The sequence below is a fragment of the Maribacter sp. Hel_I_7 genome, assembly GCF_000688315.1.
Taxonomy (GTDB): domain Bacteria; phylum Bacteroidota; class Bacteroidia; order Flavobacteriales; family Flavobacteriaceae; genus Maribacter; species Maribacter stanieri.
Genome location: NZ_JHZW01000002.1, coordinates 1,788,874 through 1,814,302, shown reverse-complemented (window position 1 = coordinate 1,814,302; position 25,429 = coordinate 1,788,874). Strand labels below are relative to the sequence as shown.

At 35.0% G+C, this 25,429-nt stretch carries 25 protein-coding genes; 15 read left to right on the top strand and 10 right to left on the bottom strand.

Annotated elements, in window-relative coordinates:
• Positions 1-4 precede the first annotated feature (4 nt).
• Entirely contained in the window at positions 5-1,588 is a 1,584-nt protein-coding gene (locus P178_RS0109400; protein WP_036145991.1) for a glycoside hydrolase family 32 protein, read from the bottom strand.
• Positions 1,589-1,643: 55 nt separating this feature from the next.
• Here P178_RS0109400 and P178_RS0109395 point away from each other — a divergent pair, with 55 nt between their 5' ends.
• Genes P178_RS0109395 through P178_RS0109380 form a run of 4 tightly spaced genes read left to right on the top strand, consistent with a single transcriptional unit; the run spans position 1,644 to position 4,411 of the window.
• A complete protein-coding gene (locus tag P178_RS0109395) occupies positions 1,644-2,150 on the top strand; it encodes a rhodanese-like domain-containing protein (RefSeq protein WP_036145988.1) in 507 nt (168 codons plus the stop codon).
• A gap of 22 nt (positions 2,151-2,172) precedes the next feature.
• Positions 2,173-2,850: a TIGR04282 family arsenosugar biosynthesis glycosyltransferase gene (locus P178_RS0109390; RefSeq protein ID WP_081819412.1), complete on the top strand. Its 678-nt coding sequence runs from the start codon at positions 2,173-2,175 to the stop codon at positions 2,848-2,850.
• Positions 2,847-3,662: a purine-nucleoside phosphorylase gene (locus P178_RS0109385; protein ID WP_027065992.1), complete on the top strand. Its 816-nt coding sequence runs from the start codon at positions 2,847-2,849 to the stop codon at positions 3,660-3,662. The genes P178_RS0109390 and P178_RS0109385 overlap by 4 nt, the downstream gene beginning before the upstream one ends.
• Positions 3,663-3,706: 44 nt before the next feature.
• Positions 3,707-4,411: a TIGR04283 family arsenosugar biosynthesis glycosyltransferase gene (locus P178_RS0109380; protein WP_027065991.1), complete on the top strand. Its 705-nt coding sequence runs from the start codon at positions 3,707-3,709 to the stop codon at positions 4,409-4,411.
• Between the two features lie 3 nt (positions 4,412-4,414).
• Here P178_RS0109380 and P178_RS0109375 read toward each other — a convergent pair whose 3' ends face one another.
• The 4 genes from P178_RS0109375 to P178_RS0109360 all read right to left on the bottom strand — a co-directional run bounded on the left by P178_RS0109375 (position 4,415) and on the right by P178_RS0109360 (position 8,563).
• Positions 4,415-5,449 (bottom strand): N-acetylmuramoyl-L-alanine amidase, encoded by a 1,035-nt coding sequence (locus P178_RS0109375; RefSeq protein ID WP_027065990.1) that lies wholly within the window; start codon positions 5,447-5,449, stop codon positions 4,415-4,417.
• A 66-nt stretch (positions 5,450-5,515) separates the two neighbouring features.
• Positions 5,516-6,781: a hypothetical protein gene (locus P178_RS0109370; protein WP_027065989.1), complete on the bottom strand. Its 1,266-nt coding sequence runs from the start codon at positions 6,779-6,781 to the stop codon at positions 5,516-5,518.
• 162 nt (positions 6,782-6,943) lie between these two features.
• Positions 6,944-7,819, bottom strand: a complete 876-nt coding sequence (locus P178_RS0109365) for a hypothetical protein (RefSeq protein ID WP_027065988.1) — start codon at positions 7,817-7,819, stop codon at positions 6,944-6,946.
• A 27-nt stretch (positions 7,820-7,846) separates the two neighbouring features.
• Complete coding sequence (locus tag P178_RS0109360; RefSeq protein ID WP_027065987.1) at positions 7,847-8,563, bottom strand: DUF547 domain-containing protein; 717 nt, start codon at positions 8,561-8,563, stop codon at positions 7,847-7,849.
• A gap of 277 nt (positions 8,564-8,840) precedes the next feature.
• Here P178_RS0109360 and P178_RS0109355 point away from each other — a divergent pair, with 277 nt between their 5' ends.
• The 7 genes from P178_RS0109355 (at position 8,841) to P178_RS0109325 (ending at position 17,929) form a co-directional block, all read left to right on the top strand.
• Positions 8,841-10,187, top strand: a complete 1,347-nt coding sequence (locus tag P178_RS0109355) for an NAD(P)/FAD-dependent oxidoreductase (RefSeq protein WP_027065986.1) — start codon at positions 8,841-8,843, stop codon at positions 10,185-10,187.
• Between the two features lie 29 nt (positions 10,188-10,216).
• Positions 10,217-11,800, top strand: coding sequence for a 4Fe-4S binding protein (locus tag P178_RS0109350; RefSeq protein ID WP_027065985.1), 1,584 nt, complete (start codon positions 10,217-10,219; stop codon positions 11,798-11,800).
• Positions 11,801-11,952: 152 nt separating this feature from the next.
• Positions 11,953-14,358, top strand: coding sequence for an alpha-L-rhamnosidase C-terminal domain-containing protein (locus tag P178_RS0109345; protein WP_027065984.1), 2,406 nt, complete (start codon positions 11,953-11,955; stop codon positions 14,356-14,358).
• A gap of 57 nt (positions 14,359-14,415) precedes the next feature.
• Entirely contained in the window at positions 14,416-14,907 is a 492-nt protein-coding gene (locus P178_RS0109340) for a toxin-antitoxin system YwqK family antitoxin (protein ID WP_027065983.1), read from the top strand.
• Positions 14,907-15,596, top strand: a complete 690-nt coding sequence (locus tag P178_RS0109335; protein WP_027065982.1) for a glycosyltransferase family 2 protein — start codon at positions 14,907-14,909, stop codon at positions 15,594-15,596. Before P178_RS0109340 ends, P178_RS0109335 begins: the two co-directional genes overlap by 1 nt.
• A gap of 1 nt (position 15,597) precedes the next feature.
• Complete coding sequence (locus P178_RS0109330) at positions 15,598-17,082, top strand: cellulose synthase family protein (RefSeq protein WP_027065981.1); 1,485 nt, start codon at positions 15,598-15,600, stop codon at positions 17,080-17,082.
• A 193-nt stretch (positions 17,083-17,275) separates the two neighbouring features.
• Positions 17,276-17,929 (top strand): hypothetical protein, encoded by a 654-nt coding sequence (locus tag P178_RS0109325; protein WP_027065980.1) that lies wholly within the window; start codon positions 17,276-17,278, stop codon positions 17,927-17,929.
• 101 nt (positions 17,930-18,030) lie between these two features.
• Here the strand turns inward: P178_RS0109325 and ltrA are convergent, their stop codons facing one another.
• Positions 18,031-19,305, bottom strand: coding sequence for a group II intron reverse transcriptase/maturase (gene ltrA / locus P178_RS0109320; RefSeq protein WP_027064861.1), 1,275 nt, complete (start codon positions 19,303-19,305; stop codon positions 18,031-18,033).
• 127 nt (positions 19,306-19,432) lie between these two features.
• Positions 19,433-19,585, bottom strand: a complete 153-nt coding sequence (locus tag P178_RS23220) for a hypothetical protein (protein ID WP_155941570.1) — start codon at positions 19,583-19,585, stop codon at positions 19,433-19,435.
• 279 nt (positions 19,586-19,864) lie between these two features.
• Between P178_RS23220 and P178_RS0109315 the strand changes: the two genes are divergently transcribed.
• Both P178_RS0109315 and P178_RS21700 read left to right on the top strand, forming a co-directional pair.
• Positions 19,865-20,059 carry a DUF2199 domain-containing protein gene (locus P178_RS0109315; protein WP_027065979.1) on the top strand — a complete coding sequence of 65 codons (195 nt, stop codon included), beginning with the start codon at positions 19,865-19,867 and terminating at the stop codon, positions 20,057-20,059.
• A 104-nt stretch (positions 20,060-20,163) separates the two neighbouring features.
• Positions 20,164-20,886, top strand: coding sequence for a tRNA-uridine aminocarboxypropyltransferase (locus P178_RS21700; RefSeq protein ID WP_262493283.1), 723 nt, complete (start codon positions 20,164-20,166; stop codon positions 20,884-20,886).
• A gap of 734 nt (positions 20,887-21,620) precedes the next feature.
• On the opposite strand, the gene P178_RS0109300 is transcribed toward P178_RS21700, so the two are convergent.
• The 3 genes from P178_RS0109300 to P178_RS0109290 form a co-directional block, all read right to left on the bottom strand.
• Positions 21,621-22,037, bottom strand: coding sequence for a hypothetical protein (locus tag P178_RS0109300; protein ID WP_027065977.1), 417 nt, complete (start codon positions 22,035-22,037; stop codon positions 21,621-21,623).
• Between the two features lie 64 nt (positions 22,038-22,101).
• A complete protein-coding gene (locus P178_RS0109295; protein WP_027065976.1) occupies positions 22,102-22,779 on the bottom strand; it encodes a class I SAM-dependent methyltransferase in 678 nt (225 codons plus the stop codon).
• Positions 22,780-22,857: 78 nt separating this feature from the next.
• Positions 22,858-24,648, bottom strand: a complete 1,791-nt coding sequence (locus tag P178_RS0109290; RefSeq protein WP_027065975.1) for a DUF885 domain-containing protein — start codon at positions 24,646-24,648, stop codon at positions 22,858-22,860.
• 211 nt (positions 24,649-24,859) lie between these two features.
• Here P178_RS0109290 and P178_RS23215 point away from each other — a divergent pair, with 211 nt between their 5' ends.
• A complete protein-coding gene (locus P178_RS23215) occupies positions 24,860-25,036 on the top strand; it encodes a hypothetical protein (RefSeq protein ID WP_155941604.1) in 177 nt (58 codons plus the stop codon).
• A gap of 13 nt (positions 25,037-25,049) precedes the next feature.
• Positions 25,050-25,427, top strand: a complete 378-nt coding sequence (locus P178_RS0109280) for an ester cyclase (RefSeq protein WP_027065974.1) — start codon at positions 25,050-25,052, stop codon at positions 25,425-25,427.
• Positions 25,428-25,429 lie beyond the last annotated feature (2 nt).

The window sequence follows — 25,429 nt, the reverse complement described above, 5'->3', positions numbered from 1 at the left end:
AAGACTAGTCCCAAACACGTTCAACTTTATGCTCTGCAAAATCATCAATTTCAAATTTTTCTTCTGATGTGTTTACAATAGATATTGACCTATAAAATTCATTAGGAAAAATTTGATTCGTCATCACATATTGCCCACCGTTAATAAATAACTCTATTGAAGAATGATCTAATATAAAAACGATTTCAATAGGGCCATCTGGAATATTAGGTATCGGCATTTGCTGAACTCCCGAAGAAAATTTATCACTAAAATCAACCTTACCAGATTTTCTTCTATCAAAAGTGACTAGTTTTTTATCTCTATTAATATCAATACTTAAACTATCGCCATTTTCACCCCTAAAATACACTTGCGTATTTGGCACTTTTAAAGTGAACTTTGTTTTACTTTGGTTACTGTATTTAAGTGGAATTATCCTTTTTCTTGTTGGTAATATTTGAAACACACTTTCAGGATACGCCAAGGCAACGTGCTTCTCAAAACTTTTAAGGGGATAATTAAACAATGACACCTCGTCTCCCACTTTACGTAAAGTCAGTTCTCTTGGTATGGTCATAGCGCTACGCCATTTTTCCGTTGGTGTGTCACGTGCATAATCCCAATTACTCATCCATCCTATAAAAACACGTTCATCGTTTGGTGCGTCATTATAAGTTACACCAGCATAATTGTCCCTACCTAAATCTACCCACTTATTCTCTTTTTGATCTGTGGTAAACGTTGTTCCATCAAAATCACCAATAAAATATTGAGTACCACTACCTCCATTTGGGGCACCAGGATTAATACTAATTAGAAGTACCCATTTCACTTCTTCTGTACCTTCTATTTTCAATGGAAACAAATCTGGACATTCCCAAACACCTCCATGCGCACCTTTATCCTTGCCAAATTCACTTACTTTTTTCCATTCTTTTAAATCAGGAGAACTCCATATTTGTAAATGATCTCCCGCCACTAAAAGCATGGTCCAGTTTTCTTCAATTTCATTCCAAAATACTTTAGGATCCCTAAAATCTTTGATTCCAGTATTTCCTATTACTGGATTTCCCTCATACTTCGTCCAACTATCGCCGTTATCTAAACTATAAGCAATACCTTGAGTTTGAAAATCTTTTTTCCCCGCCTGTTCGCCTTCCATGTCATGATAGGTGAAAATAGCTACCATTGCCGTTTTATCTTCTGTGCCAAATCCAGAAGTATTTTTATGATCCATGACCGCACTCCCGGAAAAAATTAATCCGTTTTCATCAGGGAATAATGCAATAGGCTTATGTTTCCACTTCATCATATCTTCACTAACGGCATGTCCCCAATGCATAGGACCCCAAACCGTACTATCAGGGTAATATTGGTAAAACAAATGGTATACACCGTCATTATAAACGAGTCCATTAGGATCGTTCATCCAACTCTCTTCGGGTGTAAAATGAAACTGAGACCTATACGGTTCCACATAGTGCCCCGTAACTTCTATTTCGTCTGTAACGACCTCATTTTTTGCTTCTTCCTTACAACTAAAATTGCACAGAACACATAGTAGTACAACTAGCTCTAAACCTCTATTTCGTATAGTTTTAACCATAAATTCACTTTTATACAGATACTCCTTATATCTTAATTATAGTACCTTTGCGACCATGAATTTAATCAATTATAAATTAACATTCTGCTTACTCATCTTCCTTTCTATTTCCAAAATAGGTTTAGGACAAGATGAAATATCAAAAGTTTTGGATACTTGGAACAAAGGCTCCATACCCTACGCGTATTTTAACAATATACCCGAAGCCGATTCCATCGTATTTTTAGACACTAGAGAAAAAGAAGAATTTGATGTTAGCCACCTAAAAAATGCAGTTTGGGTTGGGTATAAAAATTTTGATAAAGAAAAAATACGCCAAACTGTACCTGAAAAATCACAACCAATTATCGTTTATTGTTCTATTGGGGTTAGATCAGAAAATATTGGTGAAAAATTAAAAAAACTAGGATACACTAAAATTCTCAACCTTCATGGTGGTATTTTTGATTGGAAGAATAAAGGAGGAGCCGTTTTTAACGACAAAGAAATAGTAACCGATAGTGTTCATGCTTTTAACAAACACTGGGGAAAGCTATTGCATGAAGGAATTAAAGTTTACTAGTTAGTATAATTAAAATAATACTTTGGGAATATTACAGAATAACAAAGCGGAGCGAGACGACAAGGTCATAGATTTTACACTCGCAAACTCAAATAATTTATTACTTATTTTCACCCGAAATCCTGAACTTGGAAAGGGAAAAAGGCGTTTGGCTGCTACTGTTGGAGATGAAGCGGCATTAGACATTTATAAATTTTTATTAGACCATACCGTAGCGATTACCAAAAATTTATATGCCGAAAAAGAGGTGTATTATTCTGAAGAAATTTGGGAAAATGATATTTGGGACAATCAAAAATTCGGTAAAAAATTACAAGTAGGCGAAGATTTAGGTATTCGTATGGCAAATGCCTTTCAAGAAGGTTTTCAAAACGAATATCAAAAAATCATTATCATTGGCAGCGACATGTTAGACCTTTCTCAAGAAGATTTAGAAAATGCTTTTAAATCTTTAGAAAAAAATGATTTTGTAGTTGGTCCTGCTGAAGATGGTGGTTATTATTTACTTGGCATGAAGAAGTTTATGCCTGCACTTTTCAAAAACAAAACATGGGGAACAGAAACCGTTTTAAAGGATACATTAGCTGATCTCGAAAATGAAAATACTGCCCAATTAGAAACAAAAAACGATGTAGATTATTACGAGGACATAAAGGATATTAAAGCCTTTGAGCCCTTTTTAAAACATATAAAGTTATGATGAAAGAAGAACTTTTAGAATCTGTAGCATACCTTAAAAACAAAGGTTTTGATCAACCAGAAATTGGGATTGTATTAGGTACCGGATTAGGGAAATTAGTAAATAGTGTTGAAGATCCTATTGAAGCACATTACAATCATATTCCATTTTTTCCTTTAGCAACTGTAGAGTTTCATACTGGAAAATTAGTATATGGAACAATTAGTGGTAAAAAAGTTGTAGTGATGCAAGGTCGTTTTCACTTATATGAAGGGTACGACTTTTTAGATATTACATACCCTATTCGCGTTATGCACATGTTAGGTATTTCTAAACTGTTTATATCTAATGCTGCTGGTGCCGTAAACCTTGATTTTAAAAAAGGTGACATGATGTTAATTGAAGATCATATTAATCTACAAGGAGGTTCACCCTTGGCATTTAAAGGTGTTAGTGAATTTGGTGAGCGTTTTGCAGACATGTCAGAACCTTATGACCTAGATATGCGCAACAAGTTAATGTCCATTGCTAAAGAGCATAACATTTCATTAAAAACTGGCGTGTACGCCTCTGTAGTTGGACCACAGTTAGAGACTAAGGCAGAATATAGAATGATTAAATTAATAGGCGCAGATGCTGTTGGTATGAGTACGGTACCAGAGGTTATTGTTGCCAATCATTTATCGCTACCTATTGTTGCAGTTTCTGTTTTAACCGATGAATGCGACCCAGACAACCTTAAACCGGTCGATATCAGTGAAATTATCGCAATTGCCGAAAAAACCGAACCTAAAATGGTAAAGTTATTTCAAGAATTGATCAAACAATTGTAAGGAATTCTATCAATTGGCTACCATAAGAAAGCAAACATTGAGTTATGAATGCTAAGCAGCCAACTATAAGTATTATTATTCCGGTGTTGAATGAAGAAAAGTACATCAAAGATGTACTTTTCTCTATTTCTACTAATGCCAGTACAGACCGTATTAAAGAAATACTTGTAGTAGATGGTGGCAGTACAGACCTTACAATTAAAAATGCTCAAGAATTTGGAGCATCTGTAATAAAGAGTAAAAAAGGGCGTGCAACCCAAATGAATATTGGTGCAAATAAAGCTACTGGCGATATTCTTTACTTTCTACATGTAGACTCCTTACCTCCTAAAGATTTTGACCAAGCTATTTTAAATGAAATTGAGAGCGGTTTTGAAGTAGGCTGTTTTCAAATGCGTTTTAATAGTAATAGTCGTTTTCTAAAATTCTTCGCGTGGTGCACTCGAATTAACCATCAAGTTTGTCGTGGTGGTGATCAATCACTTTTTATTACTCACAAACTGTTTCATCATATTAATGGTTTCAATGAAAATTTTGTCATTTATGAAGACAATGAATTTATTCAACGGGTATGTAAATTAAGATCTTTTAAAATTATTTCATCTTCCGTTACAACATCTGCCAGACGCTATGAAGAACGCGGAATGGTTAGATTACAATGGCATTTCGGAATGATTCATCTAAAATATTACTTAGGCGCAAAACCAACAGAGCTGCATCAGTATTATTTAAAACACATTGCAACATAACCTTTACTTTTCTTCAAAATCAAGCAAAACACCTTCACTAATCCATTTAGCAAGTGCTTGACGATTATCAGGGTCTACAATTCTTACTTGATCCTTGGCATTTCTAATATTTCCAATTTCAATAAAAGTCATGGCAGGGTGTGTTTTCTTTACTAAATAAAGAGATGTTCTATCTTCAAAAGTACCTGCATAACTTCTATTTGGCTGGTATTTCTTATACTTTGCTTCAAAGGTTTTATGAATACTCTCCGCCAGCTTTTTTCCGTTCTTACTATGCTCATGATGGTAAAAGAAGACATCTATATTCTGACCTTCACTTCTACTATCTACGTGGGTAACAATTAGTCTTTGATACTTGCCCTTGTTAGATTTATACAGATTATTTACTATCTCTACACGTTGTTTTAGGCGCGCTACTTGGTTTAAAGGAATTGTTTTATCTGGGTAAGCAACCTCATCATGGTCTATTTCTAAAACAAAATCATCCCTAATTCCGTCATTTTCATCTTGTATAATAATATAAACCTTTGCACCATGAGCCATTAATTCCTTTGCCAACCGCAGGGTAATATCATAAGCATATTCATCTTCAGCAATTGCCTTACCCGCATATACACCCATTGCACCAGGATCAGGACCTCCGTGACCGCTTACCAAATAGTAAATATTACCTTTTAAACGTTCACTTTTAGATATTACGTTCTTATGCTTATCTCCAAAAATATCATAAGCAACACTCTCTAATTTTTTAATTTTCTTTGCTTGTTGTTGTAAAGAATCTACAATGGCAACGGTATCTAATTTCACATGCGGAATTACATAAATTTTGCCTGCTATTAAATGTACACTATCACGTAAATCGTGATTATTCAAGGTTACAAATTCATCATAAACATCATATGGATTAACGCCATGCTTTCTCAATAGAGACAAAATTCCGTCACCGGGTTCAGCCACAACGGTCTTAAGCGAATCTTGTGCAGTACAAAAAACACTTAAAAACAAAAATAATCCGCAAATAAAAATGCTGTCTTTCATGTTAAGATTAAATACAAGGTCTATGCCATAACGAGTTTATGACATTTGATTGCTATACAAAGATTGCTAAAAATATTGACCAATACCAAAGACAATACCATTGTCTCCTTCTTTTGTGATGCCATAACCGTAGTCTATTCTAAATATGGCATTGAAAATTCTTTTATGCACAAACCGAATACCTACTCCTGGATAAATTCTAAGATTTTCTGTCTTTAATAAATCATTGAAACCACCACCAGGGTTTCGCCAAGTACCTCCATCAATAAAAACATTGCCTTGTAACACGAACTTGTTTCGTTCTATTAAAGTTTGCCTATACTCTGTATTCAATACAATCATGCCCGTACCTCTGTCAATAGTATTTCCTACACCGCGTATATTTAAATTATTATCTACGGTAAATGGTGCAAACGGACTATCTACATTACTTGCCAAACCTAAACGTAACCTGTTTGCCCAATTGCCTCTGTCTCCAATTCTTTTGAAATAAGTAAAATCATTAAAACCTATTAAAAATTCTGGCAAGTTTTCATCTGTACTACCCACATATTGTAAATTAAGCTGGCTTCTAAAACCGTCTAAATAATGATAGAAGTAATTCAATCCATTATAATCATAAATGAATTTGAATAAATGTTTATCTACATTTAAAGCTAAAGGAACCGCGTCATTTGTTGCTCCGGAAATATAATTATAGTCTTCAGTAAAAAAACTAAAACCTAGCTCTAAACGGTTTTCAAAATTTAGCTCATACAACCCCAACAGCTCAACCCCAGTATTACTATACTTATAATCAGCAGTATTATCCTGAAAAAAAACGGGCTCTAGTGTAGTAAAGTTATTATAGTTCAATGCTAACCCAAACTTATTGGACAATAGGTATGGAGCTCTAACACTTACCCCGTAAGAACTATAGTTATCGTATTGATAAAATGCACCTAATGTAATATTTCGTCCAAGAAAATTAAACTCTTGAAGTCCAATTCTAAAAGCAAAATCATCGTTCGATGAGCTGAAGAGATTAGCAAACGGAATTAAAGTAAAATTCTCTTCAATAATATATTGTATCTCACAGCTATTTTCATTCAATAAATTAACCCGATAAAAAGCATGAGATATAGCAGGTAACCTTTTAAGACGTTGAATATCTCTTTCCATTAATAAGGTATTTAATAGCATACCTTCCCTAGCTTCCACCAGATTACTTAAAAATGATATTTTTGTATTATTTGCACCTAGAATCTCTAATGTTTCAACCCTTATACCTTGCCCATTTGCTGATAAATACGCGAATAATAGAATTAATAACGGTAGAAATTTTACGTTCATTTATAGAATGCTCATATTATATTATTCGTTATATAGATTTTCAATATAGAACAAAATTAGTGCTCCATCAATTTTCATTTAAAATCCGCAAACTATTAAAACCAAAAAAGAGCTTGGTTGCACTACACAACCAAAGCTCTTTTAAGGAACACTCAAATTCTATTAAAAAATACCTCTTAATCCTAAATTAAAAGTTTGCCCAAGACCAGTATTATTACCACGAACAAAATTGGTATAAAGTACTTCTAGGTTTAAGGCATCTGTAAGCTGATATTTTGCACCACCGCCCAAAGCTGTGAAATCTTGCGTAAAATTATTACCTAAATCTAGACGTTGAGAATGCTGTGCCAATGCCAAAACGGTAAATTTATTAGTTGGAAAATAGCTAAGAAATAAACCCGGGCTAAGATTTAAACTATTGTTTGCAAAACTCTCTTCTTTATCTCCAAAACTTAATTCTGAGTTAAGCTCACTAAAAAGCTGCCATTTATCTCCTGTAAATGTATAGTCATAAAAGAATCTGTTTTGCCAGATATACCCTTTTTGATCTAAAAAGACCCCGTTTTCAGATTCGTTATCTACCAAAGGAATAAAAAATGAACTTTGAATAGAAAAATTACTGACTGAAGCAATAGGTACAAATTTTACCGATGGTGCAATGGATGTAAGTCCTGATCTGGCAGTGTTATTCTCCCCATCAAACTTAAAAACATCTAAAGCATCTCTATCACCTACCACGTTTGATCTGAATTCTAAAATGGCACCTACATTCCATCTATTATTTTTACCAACACCTGTATACCCTTCTAATGTAGAAGTAAAAAAAGTTTGTCTTGGCTCTTTACCTTCTGTAAATGTGCTTTCGGTTTGTGTATATAAATTATTAAACCACTTAACATCATACTGACCTTTGCCCACCAATTTAGATGGCGTATACTGCTGTATATTGCTTTTCTGTTGCAAACTATCTTGGCTATACCCCTTAAATAAGGCACAAAAAGCCACTGCAAGAAATACATTTCTAGTTAAAATATTCATTTTTAGGTTTTTAAAATTCTTAGTTGATTATTTAGCTTCGTTCAAAGACCAGTCATACGGGTAATAAGAAAGTTTTGCGTTTTCTGGCAACTTCTCTTTTCTATACGTATTGATAAAATCTACCGTACTTCCTTTTTGTTCAAAATCTCCTTTGTACCATTCAAACAATTGTGATATCTGGACTTTATTCTTATTTACTTTTATAAAAGTAGGATTGTTCAATGCCATTACGGTCTGCTTTTGCAACTGACTTTCTAATGTTTTAGGTGTGTAAGCAGTGTTTATTATTGGTGGACATCCTAAACCTGCGCATACCAATACAAAATGAAACCTTGCTTCTGTTGGGAATTTTGCTCTCAGCAAATCATTTTCTATTCCGTTTAAGGTTACGGACTTACCTCCTATTTCATGCTTTGTTTTATCAAAAAAACCAGCAACATCTAAGGGAGATTTTAATGGATAGTTTTTTACGATACCATCAATTACAAGTAGGTTATATGCATTGATCCAAAAGGCTTGGTATGTACTGGCATCAGTTTCTGATACAGAAACGCCTTTTGCAGATTCTAAAATATCATTCAACGTTTTTGGATTATTTTTGATATCAGCATACTTCACTTTACCATCCATAACGTTAGTTTTAAAAAAACTATCGGCACTATTAAAAAACTCGTCTAAATCTTGTGCGGATATACTGGTTACCGTTAGAAATAAAAACAATGTCTGTATAAAAATTCTTTTCATAGTATTTGAAATTTAATATCGCTTTTGAGTTTGTATAGGTCGGTGTTGTTATGAAAACCATACAATCAAAAAAAAATATTATTAATATTCTTTATAAATTTTCAACCAACTATTGCCTGATTTTCTGTGTATTATGAATCCGTTTTAAGTCGATTAAAACGCAAACTACGTTTAAAAGTATCACAGAATCATAACAAGTTTATAATCTTTCTAAATAAAAAGGGAGCTGTTAAGTTATTACCTTTAATACCGACACACCCATCAACAAATGTATTTTATGGATCATATTGTAATTATTGGTAATGGTATTTCTGGCGTCACTTTAGCGAGACATATTCGAAAACTATCAGACAAAAAAATAACTATAATTTCTGCTGAAAGCGATTATTTTTTCTCACGTACCGCATTAATGTATGTTTATATGGGGCACATGAAGTTTGAACACACACAACCTTATGAGAACTGGTTCTGGAAGAAAAACAGAATAGATTTAGTTAACGGTTTTGTAGAAAAAATAGAGACTGACGCTAAAAAGCTTGTTTTAAAAGATGGCTCCTCTATTTCATATGATAAACTAGTTATCGCTACAGGTTCTAAACCAAATAAATTTGGCTGGCCAGGGCAAGACTTAAATGGCGTACAAGGTCTATATTCTAAGCAAGATTTAGAACTGTTAGAGAAAAATGCACCTAACAATAAGGTCTGCAATCGTGCTGTTATAGTAGGTGGCGGACTAATTGGTATTGAAATGGCAGAAATGCTACGTTCTCGCGAAATACCAGTAACCTTTCTTGTTCGCGAAAGGAGTTTTTGGAACGGGGTTCTACCTGCTGGGGAATCTGCTATGATCAATGAGCATATTCTAGAACATCATATCGATTTACAATTAGACACCAATCTTGAGAAAATTATTTCTGATGATAATGGGCGTGCAAAAGCGGTTGTTACCGATAAAGGCCAAACTATTGAATGCAACTTGGTCGGCTTAACGGCCGGCGTAACTCCAAACATAGATTTTCTTAAAGATTCTGGTATTGAATTGGGCAGAGGTGTTAAGGTAAACCGATTTTTAGAGACCAACGTAAAAGATGTGTTTGCCATAGGTGATTGTGCAGAACAACATGAAGGTATTGGTAGTAGAAGGCCTATTGAAGCGGTTTGGTATACGGGTAGAATGATGGGCGAAGCTCTTGCGCAAACATTATGTGACAAACCCAGAAAATATACACCAGGACATTGGTTTAACTCTGCTAAATTTTTAGATGTTGAATACCAAACCTACGGATGGGTATTTAGCGAACGTAGCAAAAAAGATAATGAACAACATTTTCATTGGCGCCACCCTTCTGAAAAGATATGTATTACAGTAGCATTTGATAAAGACAGTCATCAGTTCTTAGGGCTAAATACTTTTGGCATTCGCATGCGACATGAAATATTTGACCAATGGTTAACAGAGAATAGAGACATTGATCATGTAATCACCTATTTAAGAGATGCTAATTTTGACCCTGAGTTCTATAAACTCTACGAAGAAGAAATTGTAGCCAAATACAATGCTGATTTCAATAAGAACATCAGTCCTAAGAAAAAAAGCTGGAAACGTATTTTCAGTATCGCCTAACTAAATAACAAACACAAACAACACCTACTATGGGTAATTTTGACAGAAGTATGTCACTTGCGGGAGAGCCGCCAAAAGCACTAAACACAGGCCAGAAATTGGCTGTTTTAACGGGAATGACCGGTATGGGCATTCTTATATTACAATTGTTCAATTTAAACTTAGGCAATACAGCATTATGGCTTTCGGTTGCTATTCTTGCAATTTTCACCGGTATAATTTGGTTTTCTCAAGCTGCATATGCATATAAGCAAAAAGGAATTAAAAATGATGGTGTATGGTTTAAGTCAATGTCTAGCCGTGGTGTACTAGCTTGGATGGCAGGTATTGCGTTAACCGGGTTTTACATTGTACTATATTTCTACCCTGAGTATTTAGGCTTGGTAAAAGACGGTGATAACACTGGCTTAATTGCACTGTTTGATCCATTGAGTAAAGGTTTAAGCGGTAACCCTGCCAGCCAATGGTTTGTATATGGTACCATGTACACCGTAGCTATTTTAGCTTTTGGAGTTAAATTCATATGGAAATATCGTCATAATAAATATGAGCAATTGAGAACGGTAAGTGTTATGTTTTTTCAAACTGCCTTTGCCTTCTTTATTCCAGAAATTATGGCAAGATTAAACGGAGACCTACCGTACTATGACCTTAAGAACATGTGGCCTTTAAACTATTACAATTTTGAGCGTTATCGTATCAATGGCTTTATAGATTCTGGCAGTGTTGGTATGACAATGTTGTTCTTCGGTATCATATCCATCTTTGTAATCTCACCATTTCTAACATATAAATACGGTAAACGTTGGTATTGTTCTTGGGTATGTGGTTGTGGCGGATTGGCTGAAACTGCAGGAGATTCTTTTCGCCAGTTAAGCGACAAATCTATATTTGCCTGGAAAGTAGAACGTTGGGTGGTACATAGTGTTGTGGTATTCGTAACCTTAATGACTACTGCTGTAATTTATTCTTATTTAGGTAATGATACTAGCAAATACTGGCTTACAAAAACGGTATTTATTTCTGGAGTAGCATTTATTCTAACCGCGGTTTTCGCTTGGGTAATGATTTATAAAAGAGAAGAACTAGCAAAAGATGCCAAATATGGGGCTATAGGCTATTTTACCATTATCGTTGTGCTAATAGGAATGCACTTTTTTAGTGACTCAAGTAACATATTCATTTTTAAAGCAGAGACTTTACGTTCTACCTACAGCTTTTTAATAGGCAGTATTTTCTCTGGTGTTATTGGAACCGGATTTTACCCAATTTTAGGTAATAGGGTATGGTGTAGATTTGGCTGCCCAATGGCTGCAGTTTTAGGTTTTCAGCAACGTATGTTCTCTAAATTTAGAATTACTACCAATGGTGGTCAATGTATTTCTTGTGGTAACTGTTCTACCTATTGTGAAATGGGTATAGATGTACGTGCATATGCTCAAAAAGGAGAAAATATTGTACGGTCTAGTTGTGTGGGCTGTGGTATTTGTTCTGCGGTTTGCCCAAGGGGTGTTTTAAAATTAGAAAACGGACCTGAAAAAGGACGTATCAATTCTAAAGATGTCTTATTAGGTAATGATGTTGATTTAATGGACCTAGTAAATAACAAATAGAATTTATTTATAAACGGCACTATATATAGCAGCAAAAGGATCTTTTTTGTCATGTTAGCCTAAATTATATATCAGGAAAAAGTTCATGGAAGGCTGGTTTTTGCCAATCTTTCATGACCTTTACATACTATCAACACCAACTTATACCATTAATGAATCGCTTATTTATTTTCATCTTTATAGTTTCCCTGCATGTTCAAGCACAGAAGGAAGTCAATTATCCTGAGGTTGTTTATGGTAAAGAATACATACGCGCGGCTTGGGTGAGCCACCCAGATATTAAAGGTGGTGAAGATGTTGCCGTGTTGTTTCGCAATACATTTAATATTGATGATTTAAGAGAAGATTTCATCATTAATATTTCTGCTGACAATCATTACTTTTTATATGTAAATGGTCAATTTATTACTCACGGACCTCAGTTGAGCGATATTCAGCACTACAAATACGAAACCTTAAACTTAAAAGACTACCTCATAAAAGGGAAGAATAGTATTGCCATTAAGGTAATTAATTTTGGTAAAAGAAGGTTTTTAGGTATGCAGTCCATTTTTACCAGTTTAATGGTAAATGGCGTTTCTAAAAATGCCAAAATCATTAATACAACCGGATTCAACGATACTTGGATAAGCACCATTGATAAGTCTTATAAAGCGAATGAAGTAGTGTGGCGCGGAGATAAAGAAAAAGCTATTGTTGGCGGATTTTATGCCAACAATCCTACCGATATTGTAGACATGAACAACTACCCTACTCATTGGGAAACATTAGATTTTGATGATTCTGATTGGAAAAAAGTTGAATTTTTTGAAAATGCCAGTAGTATGGGCGGATCAATTGCCTATTTGTTAGAGCCACGTAATCTGCCGTTACTTTCTTGGGATGAGGAGAGAATAGGAAGTATTGTAAGATCATCGAAACCTATTGCTACAGAATTCCCGGTATTGGGCGAGTTAAAAATTGCTCCAAACTCTAAAACTACGTTTCTTCTGGATCAACAATATGTTACCAACGGATTCCCAGAATTAATCTTCCGTAAAGGAAAATCGGCTAAAATCAGCATCAAATATGCCGAGAATCTTTTTGGTCCCAATAATGAAAAGGGGGATCGTAATGATTTAGAAAACAAACAGCTTTTAGGCTACTACGATGAAATCATTTCTAACGGCGAAGATGCGCAGAAATTTATCCCAAACTGGATGCGTACTTTCAGGTTCATTGAATTTGAAATTGAAACGAAAGACCAAGAACTTGTTTTACAGAAATTTGTAAACCATAGATCAAGAACTACCATTCCTTCCATTGCAGAATTTACATCAGATGATGAAACATACAATGAGATTTTTGACATATGTAAACGTACTATTGATATATGCACACAAGATTACTTTTTAAGTGATGCTTATTACGAGACCATGCAGTATGTTGGCGACACTAAAATACAGGGGTTAATTTGGCAAGCTATGAGCGGTAATGCCGAGCATACTAAAAATGCCATTAGACAATTTGATCATTCTAGAGATTCTGAAGGTAATATCTTAGGTGCCTATCCGCTTCGTTCTACATTTATTTATCCTACTTATTCCCTTGTTTGGGTAGATATGATTGCCGACTATTACAACACCTCTAGCGACAAAGAATTTATTCACACTTATAAAGACGGAATCGTAAATACTTTGGCTGGTTTTGAAAAAAACATGAACGAGTTAAACTTGGTCAACAAAACCCCCTACCGCTATTTTGTAGATTGGTATACAGGACCAAATAACGGTAGTGGTACGGCAACAAAAAATGACGGACTCAACTCTGCTGTAGTAAGTTTACACTATGTACATGCTTTACAGAATGCATCTCGCCTATTTCAAGAAATTGGAAAGGAACAAACTTCAGTAACATTTAAAAATCGTGCTGAGGAAATAAAAAAATCAGTTTACAATCTGTGTTACGATACCGAAAGAAATCTTTTTGCCGAAAGACCAGACAAGACCATATATGACCAGCACACCAATATCATGGCCATATTGACAGATGCTATTCCTAAGAATGAGCAAAGAGCACTATTAGATAAAATCTTAAATGAAGAAGATTTACTACAAGCTACCTATTACTATCGCTTTTATCTATTTGAAGCGATTAAAAAAGTAGGTGCTCCAGAGTTGTTCGATGCTGTACAAAAACCGTGGGAGAAAATGATTGATGACAACATGACCACAACCCTAGAACGTTTTGAAAGTGCAGAAAAACCAACACGATCAGAGGTTCACCCATGGAGTGCGTCACCTGCATATTTCTATTTTAATTACTTAGCAGGTATCCAATCTGTAAAAAATAACTTTGAAGAGGTGCGTATTGCCCCTGTATTTGGCAAATTACATGCTATGGAAGGCATATTGCCTACACCGAACGGGAATATAATATTCAACCTGAAAAGAACTAAGAATAAGCTAACCGCAGAAATAAAGATTCCCGAGACAATGACTGGCACATTAGTATGGCAGGGAACTGAAATTGCGCTCAGCAAAGGAAATAAAACCTATAAACTTAAGGGCTCAAAATAATATATTGATTTCTGGTGTTTAAACGATGAAGAAGCTCTTAACCTGAAATAATTAGATATGAAACTATTAAAATCAGTATACGCCGTACTTATTTGTTTTGGATTGTTAGCTTTTATAAATCCAGAAGACAAACGTTACGAACGCACCTATTATGATGACGGCACTTTGGCTAGCGAAGGATGGATGCGATATAATACGAAAACAGATTATTGGACTTTCTATCATAAAAACGGTCATAAGTCTGAACAGGGGTTTTTCGCTTATGGCAAAAGAGAAAAATATTGGTTCTTTTACGATGAAAACCGCATTAGAACAAAAGAAGGCAGATTCGCAGAACATGAAGAAATAGGCTGGTGGTTATTCTATGACAAAAAAGGACGTATAAACCATAAATGTCAATTGACAAAAGGTATTAAAGATGGTTACTGCTTAAAATACGAAGACGCTAAATTGATATCTGCCGAGAAATATAGCAAGGGTGAAAAAATAAAAGAATGGAAATCTTTTCGTGCTTTTACCCATGAAAATAGTTTATCTGATTTAAAATAATGACAGACATTAAAGTAATTATACCAGCTTTTAACGAAGCAGATTCCATTGCCCATGTCATCAATGAAATACCAAAAACGGTTTCTGAGGTTATTGTGGTGAATAATAATTCTACAGACGACACTGTAAAAAATGCAGAAAAAGCAGGTGCCACTGTGCTTACCGAAACTAGAAAAGGTTATGGGTACGCCTGTCTTAAAGGATTAGATTACATTGCCGCGAAATCTAAACAACCAGACATTATCGTATTTATTGATGGGGACTATTCAGATTATCCTGAGGAACTGGACAAGATAGTTGCTCCTATTTTGGAAAATAACATCGATTTTGTGGTAGGCGCAAGAACAAAAAGCTTGCGAGAAGAAGGTTCCATGACCCCACAACAAGTATTTGGCAACTGGTTGGCAACATTTTTAATGAGTTTATTTTTTGGTGCAAAATTTACGGATTTAGGTCCTTTTAGGGCAATTAAATACGAAAAGCTCAAAGAATTGAACATGGAAGACAAAACTTATGGATGGACGGTTGAAATGCAATTGAAAGTTCTTAAGAAAAAAATGACATATACCGAAGTACCAGCACGTTACAAACGAAGAATTGGCATATCAAAAGTGTCAGGAACCGTAAAAGGTAGTATATTTGCGGGCATAAAAATATTGGGGTGGATCTTCAAATACAGTATAAAATAATATGGCATTAGCTCTTGCGTATCTTATCATCGTAATTTATAGTATCTCTTTACTATTAATTTTCTTTTATAGCTTGGCGCAGCTGAATCTATTGATCAATTATTTATCACAAAAAAGAGAGAACACTACCGCACCTAAATTTAATCTACTAGATCCAAAAGAAATTCCATTCGTAACTATTCAGCTTCCAGTTTTTAACGAGGAGTATGTGATGGATAGATTATTGGAGAATATTGCCAAAATAGAATACCCAAAAAGTAAGCTAGAGATTCAGGTATTAGATGATTCTACAGATGATACCGTAATTACTACCGCTGCTAGCGTTGCAAAACTACAAGAGACCGGTTTAGATATTCAGCACATTACAAGAACCGATAGATCTGGTTTTAAGGCAGGAGCTTTAAAAGAAGGACTTAAAGTAGCAAAGGGTGAATTCATCGCCATTTTTGATGCCGATTTCTTACCGGCTTCAGATTGGTTGAAGAAAACGGTCATTTATTTTAAAGATGAAGAAATAGGTGTGGTTCAAACCCGTTGGGGACATTTGAACAGGGACTACTCTACATTAACAAAAATACAGGCATTTGCCTTAGATGCGCATTTTACTTTAGAACAAGTTGGGCGTAACAGCAAAGGACATTTTATCAACTTTAACGGTACAGCAGGTATTTGGCGTAAAGAATGTATTATAGACGCTGGTAACTGGGAAGGCGATACACTTACAGAAGATCTTGACCTTAGCTACCGTGCACAATTAAAAGATTGGAAATTCAAGTATTTAGAAGATGTTGAAACTCCTGCAGAACTTCCGGTTGTAATTAGTGCCGCACGTTCTCAACAATTTCGTTGGAACAAAGGTGGTGCAGAGAACTTTAGAAAAACAGTTTGGAGCGTTGTCAAAGCTAAAAACATACCTTTTAAAACCAAGTTTCATGGTGTAATGCATTTACTGAACAGTTCTATGTTCTTATGTGTTTTCTTAGTTGCATTATTAAGTATCCCATCACTTTATATCAAGAACACTTACGGTCATTTAGACTGGGTATTTTCTCTATTAAGCTTGTTTACCGTAAGTACAATTATTTTGTTTGTTTGCTATTGGTTTACATATAAGAGTATACAAGGTAGCGGCTTTAACAACTTTGTAGATTACATACGTATCTTCTTCACCTTTTTCTCTGTTGCCTTAGGTTTCTCATTACACAATACCATTGCCGTAATTGAAGGCCATATGGGTAAAAGAAGTGAATTTGTACGTACGCCAAAATTCAATATTAGCACCATAAAGCAAAGCTGGAAAGGTAACAAGTACTTGGCTAAAAAATTATCGCCAAATATGATATTGGAATTTGCCTTAATGATTTATTTCATGTTTGGTATGTACAGCGCTATACCATTGAATGATTTCGGGTTGTTTCCGTTTCACTTTATGCTGTTCTTAGGCTTTGGGTTTGTATTTTTTAAATCATTGACCTCAAGAGCTTAAAACAGCTTTAATTAAGATATTAAAAAGGGATAGCCATTTGGCTGTCCCTTTTTAATATCTTAATTCTTCTCATTGGTTTAACTTACACATAAAACAGGAATAAGATTACTAGTGATCTTATTCGTCTTAAATAGCGTATAAAGTAACTTGTTACCTTATACAATTGTTAGAAATAATTATTAAAAACAACTACATGAATTACAAACAAGTTATTAAATTCACAATACCACTAATTACAATACTACTTATGTCTTGTGAAGGCGACCAAGGTACTGAGGGAGAAAATGGTTTGGATGGTCTAATCAGTATAATTAATACTTCCAACGAACCACAAGGTTTGAACTGTGATACTGGTGGAATTAGGTTAGATTCAGGAATTGATGAAAATGTTAATGGGACGCTTGAATCTAATGAAATTCAAAATACATCATTCATTTGTAATGGTTCCAATGGAGTTTCAGATGAGCAGGTAAGGTTTAGATTTGATTTTGGAGGCAATACAACAAGCACAACTCCAATTATTGGGGGAAATCTTATTAATTTTGACAAGAATTTTTTCGTAGAAGTCGACTCAATTGTTTTTGCTGCGGACCCATATGTAGGGGATATTAGTAATACTTCATTTGTGGAATTATACGATAGGACGAATGAAGAACCCATTGCTAATAGCCTTTTGAGTTCCAATAATCTACCCGAAGATGCTCAATTTTTATATTCTGAAAATATCATTAATCAACTTCCAGATGGTGAAATTACACTTGGAATTAGGTTTTGGTCGGAAACGCAAGGACAATTTGCCGCGACGGATTTAAATTCCATATTCTTACTTTTATATCGATCAAATTAAACTTTAACTATTCCTAATCGAGTAGACGGGTCCGCCCCTAGTTAGGAACGGACTGCGCCTCTCACACCACCCAGCGTACGGGTCTCGTACTGGGCGGTTCGTTAATGATGCTTTACTTTCTTATAGTAATCCAATAGACTTAGATATCCTCGCTGCTTTAAGCGTGATACGGTTATGGTGGTACCCAGAATAGGACTCTGGGCTACTGCCCATCCTCCCATATTGGTTCTGCTCCATGCATAGGCTTGTCCTTGTTCAATACCTAAACGGATAAGGTTTTTACGCTTGCGCTCGGGTTTCTTCCAGTAATGCCAAATACAGTACCGTAATCGGTTTCGCAACCATTCATCCAGCTGCTTTAGCTTTGCTTGAATGTTCGCTAGTTTAAAGTAGTTTGTCCAACCACGTATCAACCTATTTATGCGCTGTATACGCTCATCAAAACTGGCAGGAACCGTCTTCTTGGTCAGGTACTTTAACTTTTGTTTCAGCACTTGCCATTTCGACTTTTCTACCACAAATTGATACCTGCCCCGTTCTCCTTTCTTATAGGTAGGAACAAATCCGTAGCCTAATAAATTGAAGTTGTAAGGGGTGCGTAATCCGCTCTTTTCTCGGTTGATGGGTAAGTCCAGCTTGTCTCGCAAAAACTTGAAAATGCTATTCCCTACCCTTTTGGCGGCTGGCTTACTGCGCAGGTAAATACTGAAATCATCGGCATAGCGTACAAACTCGTGACCACGCTTTTCTAACTCTTTATCTAGCTCATTGAGCAAGATATTCGACAGAAGTGGGCTTAAGGGCGAACCTTGCGGTACCCCTTTACTGCGTTTGTGCAAGCTGCCATTGATTTCAATAGGTGCACGTAAGAATTTGCGTAGCAACTTTAGCGTTAGTGGACACCTTACTTTGTCATGTATCAAGTTGAGAAGCACATCATGTCTTACCTCGTCAAAGAAGCTCTTTAAGTCGATGTCCACAATATACTTTCTGCCCGAGTTGATTTCTGATAGGCTCTTCGCTAACGCTTGATGCGTGTTACGCTGAGGACGAAAACCAAAACTATAAGCATGAAAATCTTTCTCGAACAAAGGTTCTAACACTTGATGTAGTGCTTGTTGAAATACCCTGTCTACTACGGTAGGTACGCCTAAAAGGCGCGTCTTTCCGTTTGATTTCGGTATCTCTATGCCCTTTATCGCTGAGGGATAATACGTGCCACTTGCTATTTGCAAGGCGTACTGTTCGCCATAGTGCCCAAAGTGGCGAGACAGTTCATGGACTTCCATGCCATCTACACCGCTTGCTCCACGGTTTCGGTAGACCTTTAAATAGGCGCGGTTTAGGTTTTCTTTGTTGATTAATTCCTTAATCATCGGTACTATAAAATTGTTTAGGTGTCTCGCTTGATTTAAGGCTATTTAACTGCTGGAAAACTATCTGTAACACAGCTAAACTCCTTAGTTCATTAAAGACCATTAACGTTCAGTCCTTCATTCAGTATCACAACTGAACTACTATGACCTCTGCTGACTTCTCCATATAGCTACTCGTAGCTTGGGAGACCTCCCCAGGTAAGGGCATCTTCTTTCCTCTGATCGCTGCCCAATCTACTACTTTGGTCTGCTTCCAATTGCTTGGAGTTTGGGGCGTCACAGTTATGTGCCTGCTTACCCGACCTTATAGCCTCATATCAGGTTCCTATTCGTCAGTACCAGAGTTTGTAGGCTCGCTTCCTTCAGTCCTAGCTTCGCAACTAGCAACCTTGCAACTTACTAATGGTTAAAGGCGTTACCCCTGTCCATAAGGGACTTGCACCCTCTAGATTAATCAACTACTTTTCTGTAGTTAAAAAGATGCCCATGCTGGGCACACACAAGGTATAAAATGCATTAAAACGCATTTTATACAAAACGTTAAACTCAATATAACCAGATGTCAGATATTAGTACTTTTAAATTTTCATGTTCTTATTGTGATGAAATTCACAGGGGAGTTCCTAATTTAGGAAGCAATGCTCCAAATTACTATTACTCAATTCCTGATGAAGAAATTAAAAAAAGAACCTTTTTAACTTCTGACACCTGTGTAATTAAGATGTATGAATACTATGTATACGGGAAAAAATAATCATTAAGAAAGCTATAATGAATACGGAGTTTTGTTTTTTTCATACTTCGGTGACGATTGAAAAGTTCGCCACGACTAATTAGAAAAATAAAGAGATATACAGCTTGCAAATAGAAATTAAAAACTCAAGAATTAAATGTTATAAATGCATGAGACCCTCAAGCACATGTATTTGCAAACACATTAGTCCTTTTAAGACAAAGGCACGTTTTATTATTCTTATGCACCCTAAAGAGTACAAAAAAGAAAAAAATGGAACGGGACATATGACTAAGCTTCAACTTAAAAATTCAGAAATTATAGTGGGTGTAGATTTCACCAATAATAATCGTGTAAATGAAATACTGACTAAAGAGAAAAATTCTTTTTTACTTTATCCGGGAAAAGATAATTTCAACTTGTCTATAAGAGAAAGTTCAGAAATAAATTCATTTATGGGTACTAACCCACACATTTTCATTCTAGATGGTACATGGCCCTGCGCCCGTAAAATGCTTAAACTTAGTAAGAACTTGCAGAACTTAAAAAGAGTGAGTTTCGATAATAAAATAAAATCAAAATTCATCATTAAACAGCAGCCAAATTCTCTCTGCCTTAGTACTATTGAATCTGTTTATACGGTCTTAAATTTACTTAAGGAAGGTGATTTAGAACAATGCGAGACAAAGGATTTTCTTATTCCTTTTGAAAAAATGATTGTACATCAACTAGAATATTTGCTAAACCCAAATAGCAAAAACTATTCTTCAACTGCAAAAAAGACCATTATACCTAAGGACATGTATAAGAAAAGTACGGAAAGAAATATAATTTTTGAACTAGAGTAAGTTTGAAAATGCAAGTGAAATCATAGTTATTACTTCGCAATTGGCTTATAAGTTTTTTTTTGGAAATTTGGTTTTACTACCACAGATAAAGAATATTGGGGATAATGACTTGATCTTTTTGAAGTGGAGCTGGTAAATAATAAATCTATTTAATTATATCTACATCAATTGCTTTAGCAAACTTAGGCTTCTATTTACTGTATCGTGTTATTAAAAAGCATACAAATTGCCATTATAATTCAACATTATTTTAAACTTAGAAATATGCAAAAGATAATTTATTATGTAGCAAGTTCTCTTGATAGTTATATTGATGTTTCTGATGATGACATAAGTAAATTTACACCTAGAGTTAAGGGCGTAGAAAAGTATCTATAAGATTTACAAAAGTTTAATACCATTAGAATAGGTAAAAGAACCTATGAATTCGGGTATTAATATGGATTGTTTATCAAAGTGCCATCCTATTCGCAAAAAAAAAACACAAGGTATATGCAACCATGCGTAATCTTAAAAAAGGCGTTGAATTAAAAAAAGCGATTGAATTGAAATACACCAAACAGTACGGCAATGAAGTAGAAAAATTGATAAATGAAAATTGTAAGTAAAAAAAGGATAGCAAAAAAAAGACTTGTGACCTAAACAACAATCTATTTGGTTAATTGATTTGAAATACCACTTGAAATCAAGCAAACCACGCGCTACCCTCTATTTTTAAAATTTTATACTGTATTCTATTTGAATAAATGCACAGAAGATTCCTTAAGATTTAACTTTGCAGATTCTGGAAATTCTGCATGAACTATTAATACATTTTCATGATGTTGCTCTAATTCGCTTAACACATTTCTGTTTAATAATAATATGGTAGAATGACCATGATGGTCTAATTTATCTAAAATTGTTTTTCCGTTGAACTCACATATCCAATGGGTTTCAGACATTTTTTCTTCGTAAAACACCTCAATAGTAGGTACTTGATAATAATCATGCTCACCAATTCCCTCAAGATCAAAAACTAAACGAAGCAATCCGCTTTCTAACTCTGCGACTTCATTAGAAATTCCTAATTCTTCAAAAGATACTTTACCAGTAGTTGGCTCATTGAATTTCACTTTAATCTCTCCTTGATTTATCTCTACCTTGTTCATCTAGTTTTGTTTTTATGATATTATCAAAGCTAGATAACTGTAGTAATTTATTCTATGATATTTATCAGGATTGGTCAATCTTATACATCGTAGTTATGATAACTCCCTTTCCGTCCCTTACCGCCAATAATTGTTTTTCTTCAACTATTTTTAAATTAAAAGGTGCAACTAAAAGATCAATTCCACTCTGTTTTTTTAATCGGGTTCCTTGTCCCGATATAATATCGATATTGGGCACAAAATCACCTTCAGGCACATGTTCCGTAACTATTAGATATTTATAATCATATAACTTATCTATAACTTTTTTCACCTCTGCATTTGATATATGTTGCAGCACTTGACGAACAATAGCACAATCTGCAATTGGCAACTCATCTACGGCAATATCTAAACATTGAAATTCTAGATTTCCCAATTCAAACGCCTTCTTGTTTCGCTCAATTAGCTCAGGTACAATATCAACGGCAATGTATTTCTTGGTATACATCACCAACTCCTTGCCAACGTTAAAATCTCCACAGCCTAAATCGCACACCGAAACCTGACTTTCAAACGCATTTAAGAATTTGACCAGAGCTTCTACATAAGGCGCTACAATTTCTGAACGATGTGATCCATCACCAGAGTAAAAATCTGAAGTACTGCTACCCCACAGGTTCTTTTCATAGACCTGCTGCATGGCATCTTTCGTAGGCCATGGTTTTTTATTTCGTTTCGATTTAATTTCTTTGTTATTCACCGTACTCTATATTAAAAAAACAAGCCATAAACTTTCGTTTATGGCTTGTTAATATACTTTAAAATAGATGAATTCTAATTATTTCTGAGTTGCTATCCAAGTCTTTACTCTACGTTCTAACAATTCTAAAGGCAAAGCACCTCCGCCAAGAATAGTATCGTGAAATCCTTTAATATCAAATTTATCACCTAACTCGGTTTCTGCCATTTTACGCAATTCTTGAATTTTAAGCATTCCTATTTTATAAGAAGTCGCCTGTCCTGGCATTACCATATACCGCTGAACTTCTGCAACAATAGCACCTTGAGAAATTGATGAATTCTCTGTAAAATATTTTACAGCATCTGCTTCTGTCCATCCTTTTGCATGTATTCCTGTATCTACCACCAAACGTATTGCTCTCCAAATTTCATTTACCAAGCGACCGAAATCATAATATGGATTCTGGTAACCGCCCATTTCCTTAGCCAAAGCCTCTGAATATAATCCCCAACCTTCACTATAGACACTAAAACCTGCCTGAGTTCTAAACTTAGGTACCGCTTCTAACTCTTGTGCAATAGAAATTTGCATATGGTGCCCTGGGTTACCTTCATGATACGCAACGCCTTCCATGGTAGTTTTTGGCATAGCGTTCATATCTGATAAATGCACATAATAGGTACCTTTTCTAGAACCATCGGGTGTACCTGCAGAATAGTGCTGTGGTGCACCATCTTGTTCACGAAAAGCCTCTACCCTTTTTACCTGCAACTTTGCTTTTGGTAAAATACCGAAGTAGTCTGGCAACTTCTTAGTTAGGTCATCTAAATACTTTGTGGACTCATCTAAATACCCCTGTCTACCTTCGTCTGTATTTGGGAAAAAGAATTGCGGGTCTGTATTCACAAATTTGAAAAAAGCATTTAAATCGCCATCAAAACCTACCTTTTCTTTGATTGCCATCATTTCTTCTTTTATCCTTGCTACCTCTGCCAGACCAATTTCATGAATTTCGTCTGCTGTTAAATCTGTGGTAGTAAAAACTTTTAAACGATAATTATAAAAATCTTTACCGTGCTCATGACGACTTACGCCCGTTGGTGTTTCTTCCGCATTATCAACCTCACTTTCTAACCAAGCCAATAAATTATCGTATGATGGTGAAAAATAATCATTTAGAACCTTTACCGATTCTTCTTTTAGTGAAGTAGCCTCTTCTGCCGTAATTTCTTCTGATGCTACAAGCGCATCAATTTTACCGTTCATATCGTTCAGCAATGGCGTACCATCTTTCAATGATTTTGTTTGAGCAATAACCGTAGTGAACGCAAATTTTGGAGGTAAATTTCCTGCTGTGGCTTGTTCTTTTGCTCGCTCTACCAATTGATCAATTCCTCTTGAGACCTCTTTAACTCTAGAGATATAAGCCTTCATGTCAGAAATACTATCTACCTTATGAAAATTGATTAAATAACTTGGTAAACGCGTATGCATACCACGCATTTGATCAAAAACGTAATCTAAATTCTCAAAAGTGGCACCCTCTTTTAATGTCTCATATTGATAAACCCATAAATCGTAAGACGTTTTATCGGCATCATTTAGCTTATCGTAATCGAATTTCTCTTTTAATTCGTTGGTAGTTTCTGTATACCAAGCCAACTCTTTTTCTTCAGCTGCTTTACTTAAATCATCAATTTTATCATATTGATCTTTTCTGCCCTGAGCGGTCAATCCCAACGGACTCATTTGTAACTGCTCTTCGTATTTATCGTCGAACCATTTGTTCAATTCCGCTGTTTGGTCTACGACCGGTTTTGGCTCTTCTTTACAGGAAGAAAGTACTAAAAAAGCTATTGCGATACTGGTAGTAACAAGTTTTTTCATGTGTAATGATTTTGATTTAGTCAATAATTGAAGTGTTAGTTTTGGGAATTAAAATACATCATTGGGAGGATGTTTTAAAGATATAGCTATTTGTTTAATTCCTTACAGTACACTAAAAATTTATTACTGATCAAAACCAGTTAAATTCAGCCTAGTCACACAATTGCATACTGAAAAAAGAGATTAACTTTTATAAAAAAAATAGATCCTGATGGATCTTGATATTCTAAAATTGACTGTTCTCAATAGAATAGGGAGTACCGAAATTATTGTAAATACATTAGAGTTTTCTGATTATGCTTACTTTTCAAAATTCTTTAAATCTAAAATGGGAATGACCCCCCTATGGAATTTAGAAAAACGTATTTTCACTAAAATAACCACTTAAAAATAGCATTATTATGAACCTAAAGAGAAACAAAGAAAATGCCATTGCATTTTACAAAACAGCTTATTTAGGACAACCAAAATTGGCTATAGAAAAATATGTAGGTAACGAATACATTCAACATAACCCAGATGTAGCTAACGGCACACAAGGTTTCATTGATTATTTTGAACGCATGAAATCAGAATACCCAGAAAAGTCTATTGAATTTGTACGTTGTATTGCCGAAGGTGATTTAGTGGCATTACATACGCACCAAATATGGCCAGGAAATGACCAATACATTACCATGGATTTTTTTAGATTTGATACCAACGGTAAAATTTGTGAACATTGGGATGCTATTCAACAAATACCCAAAAAATCTAAGAACCCAAATACAATGTACTAATA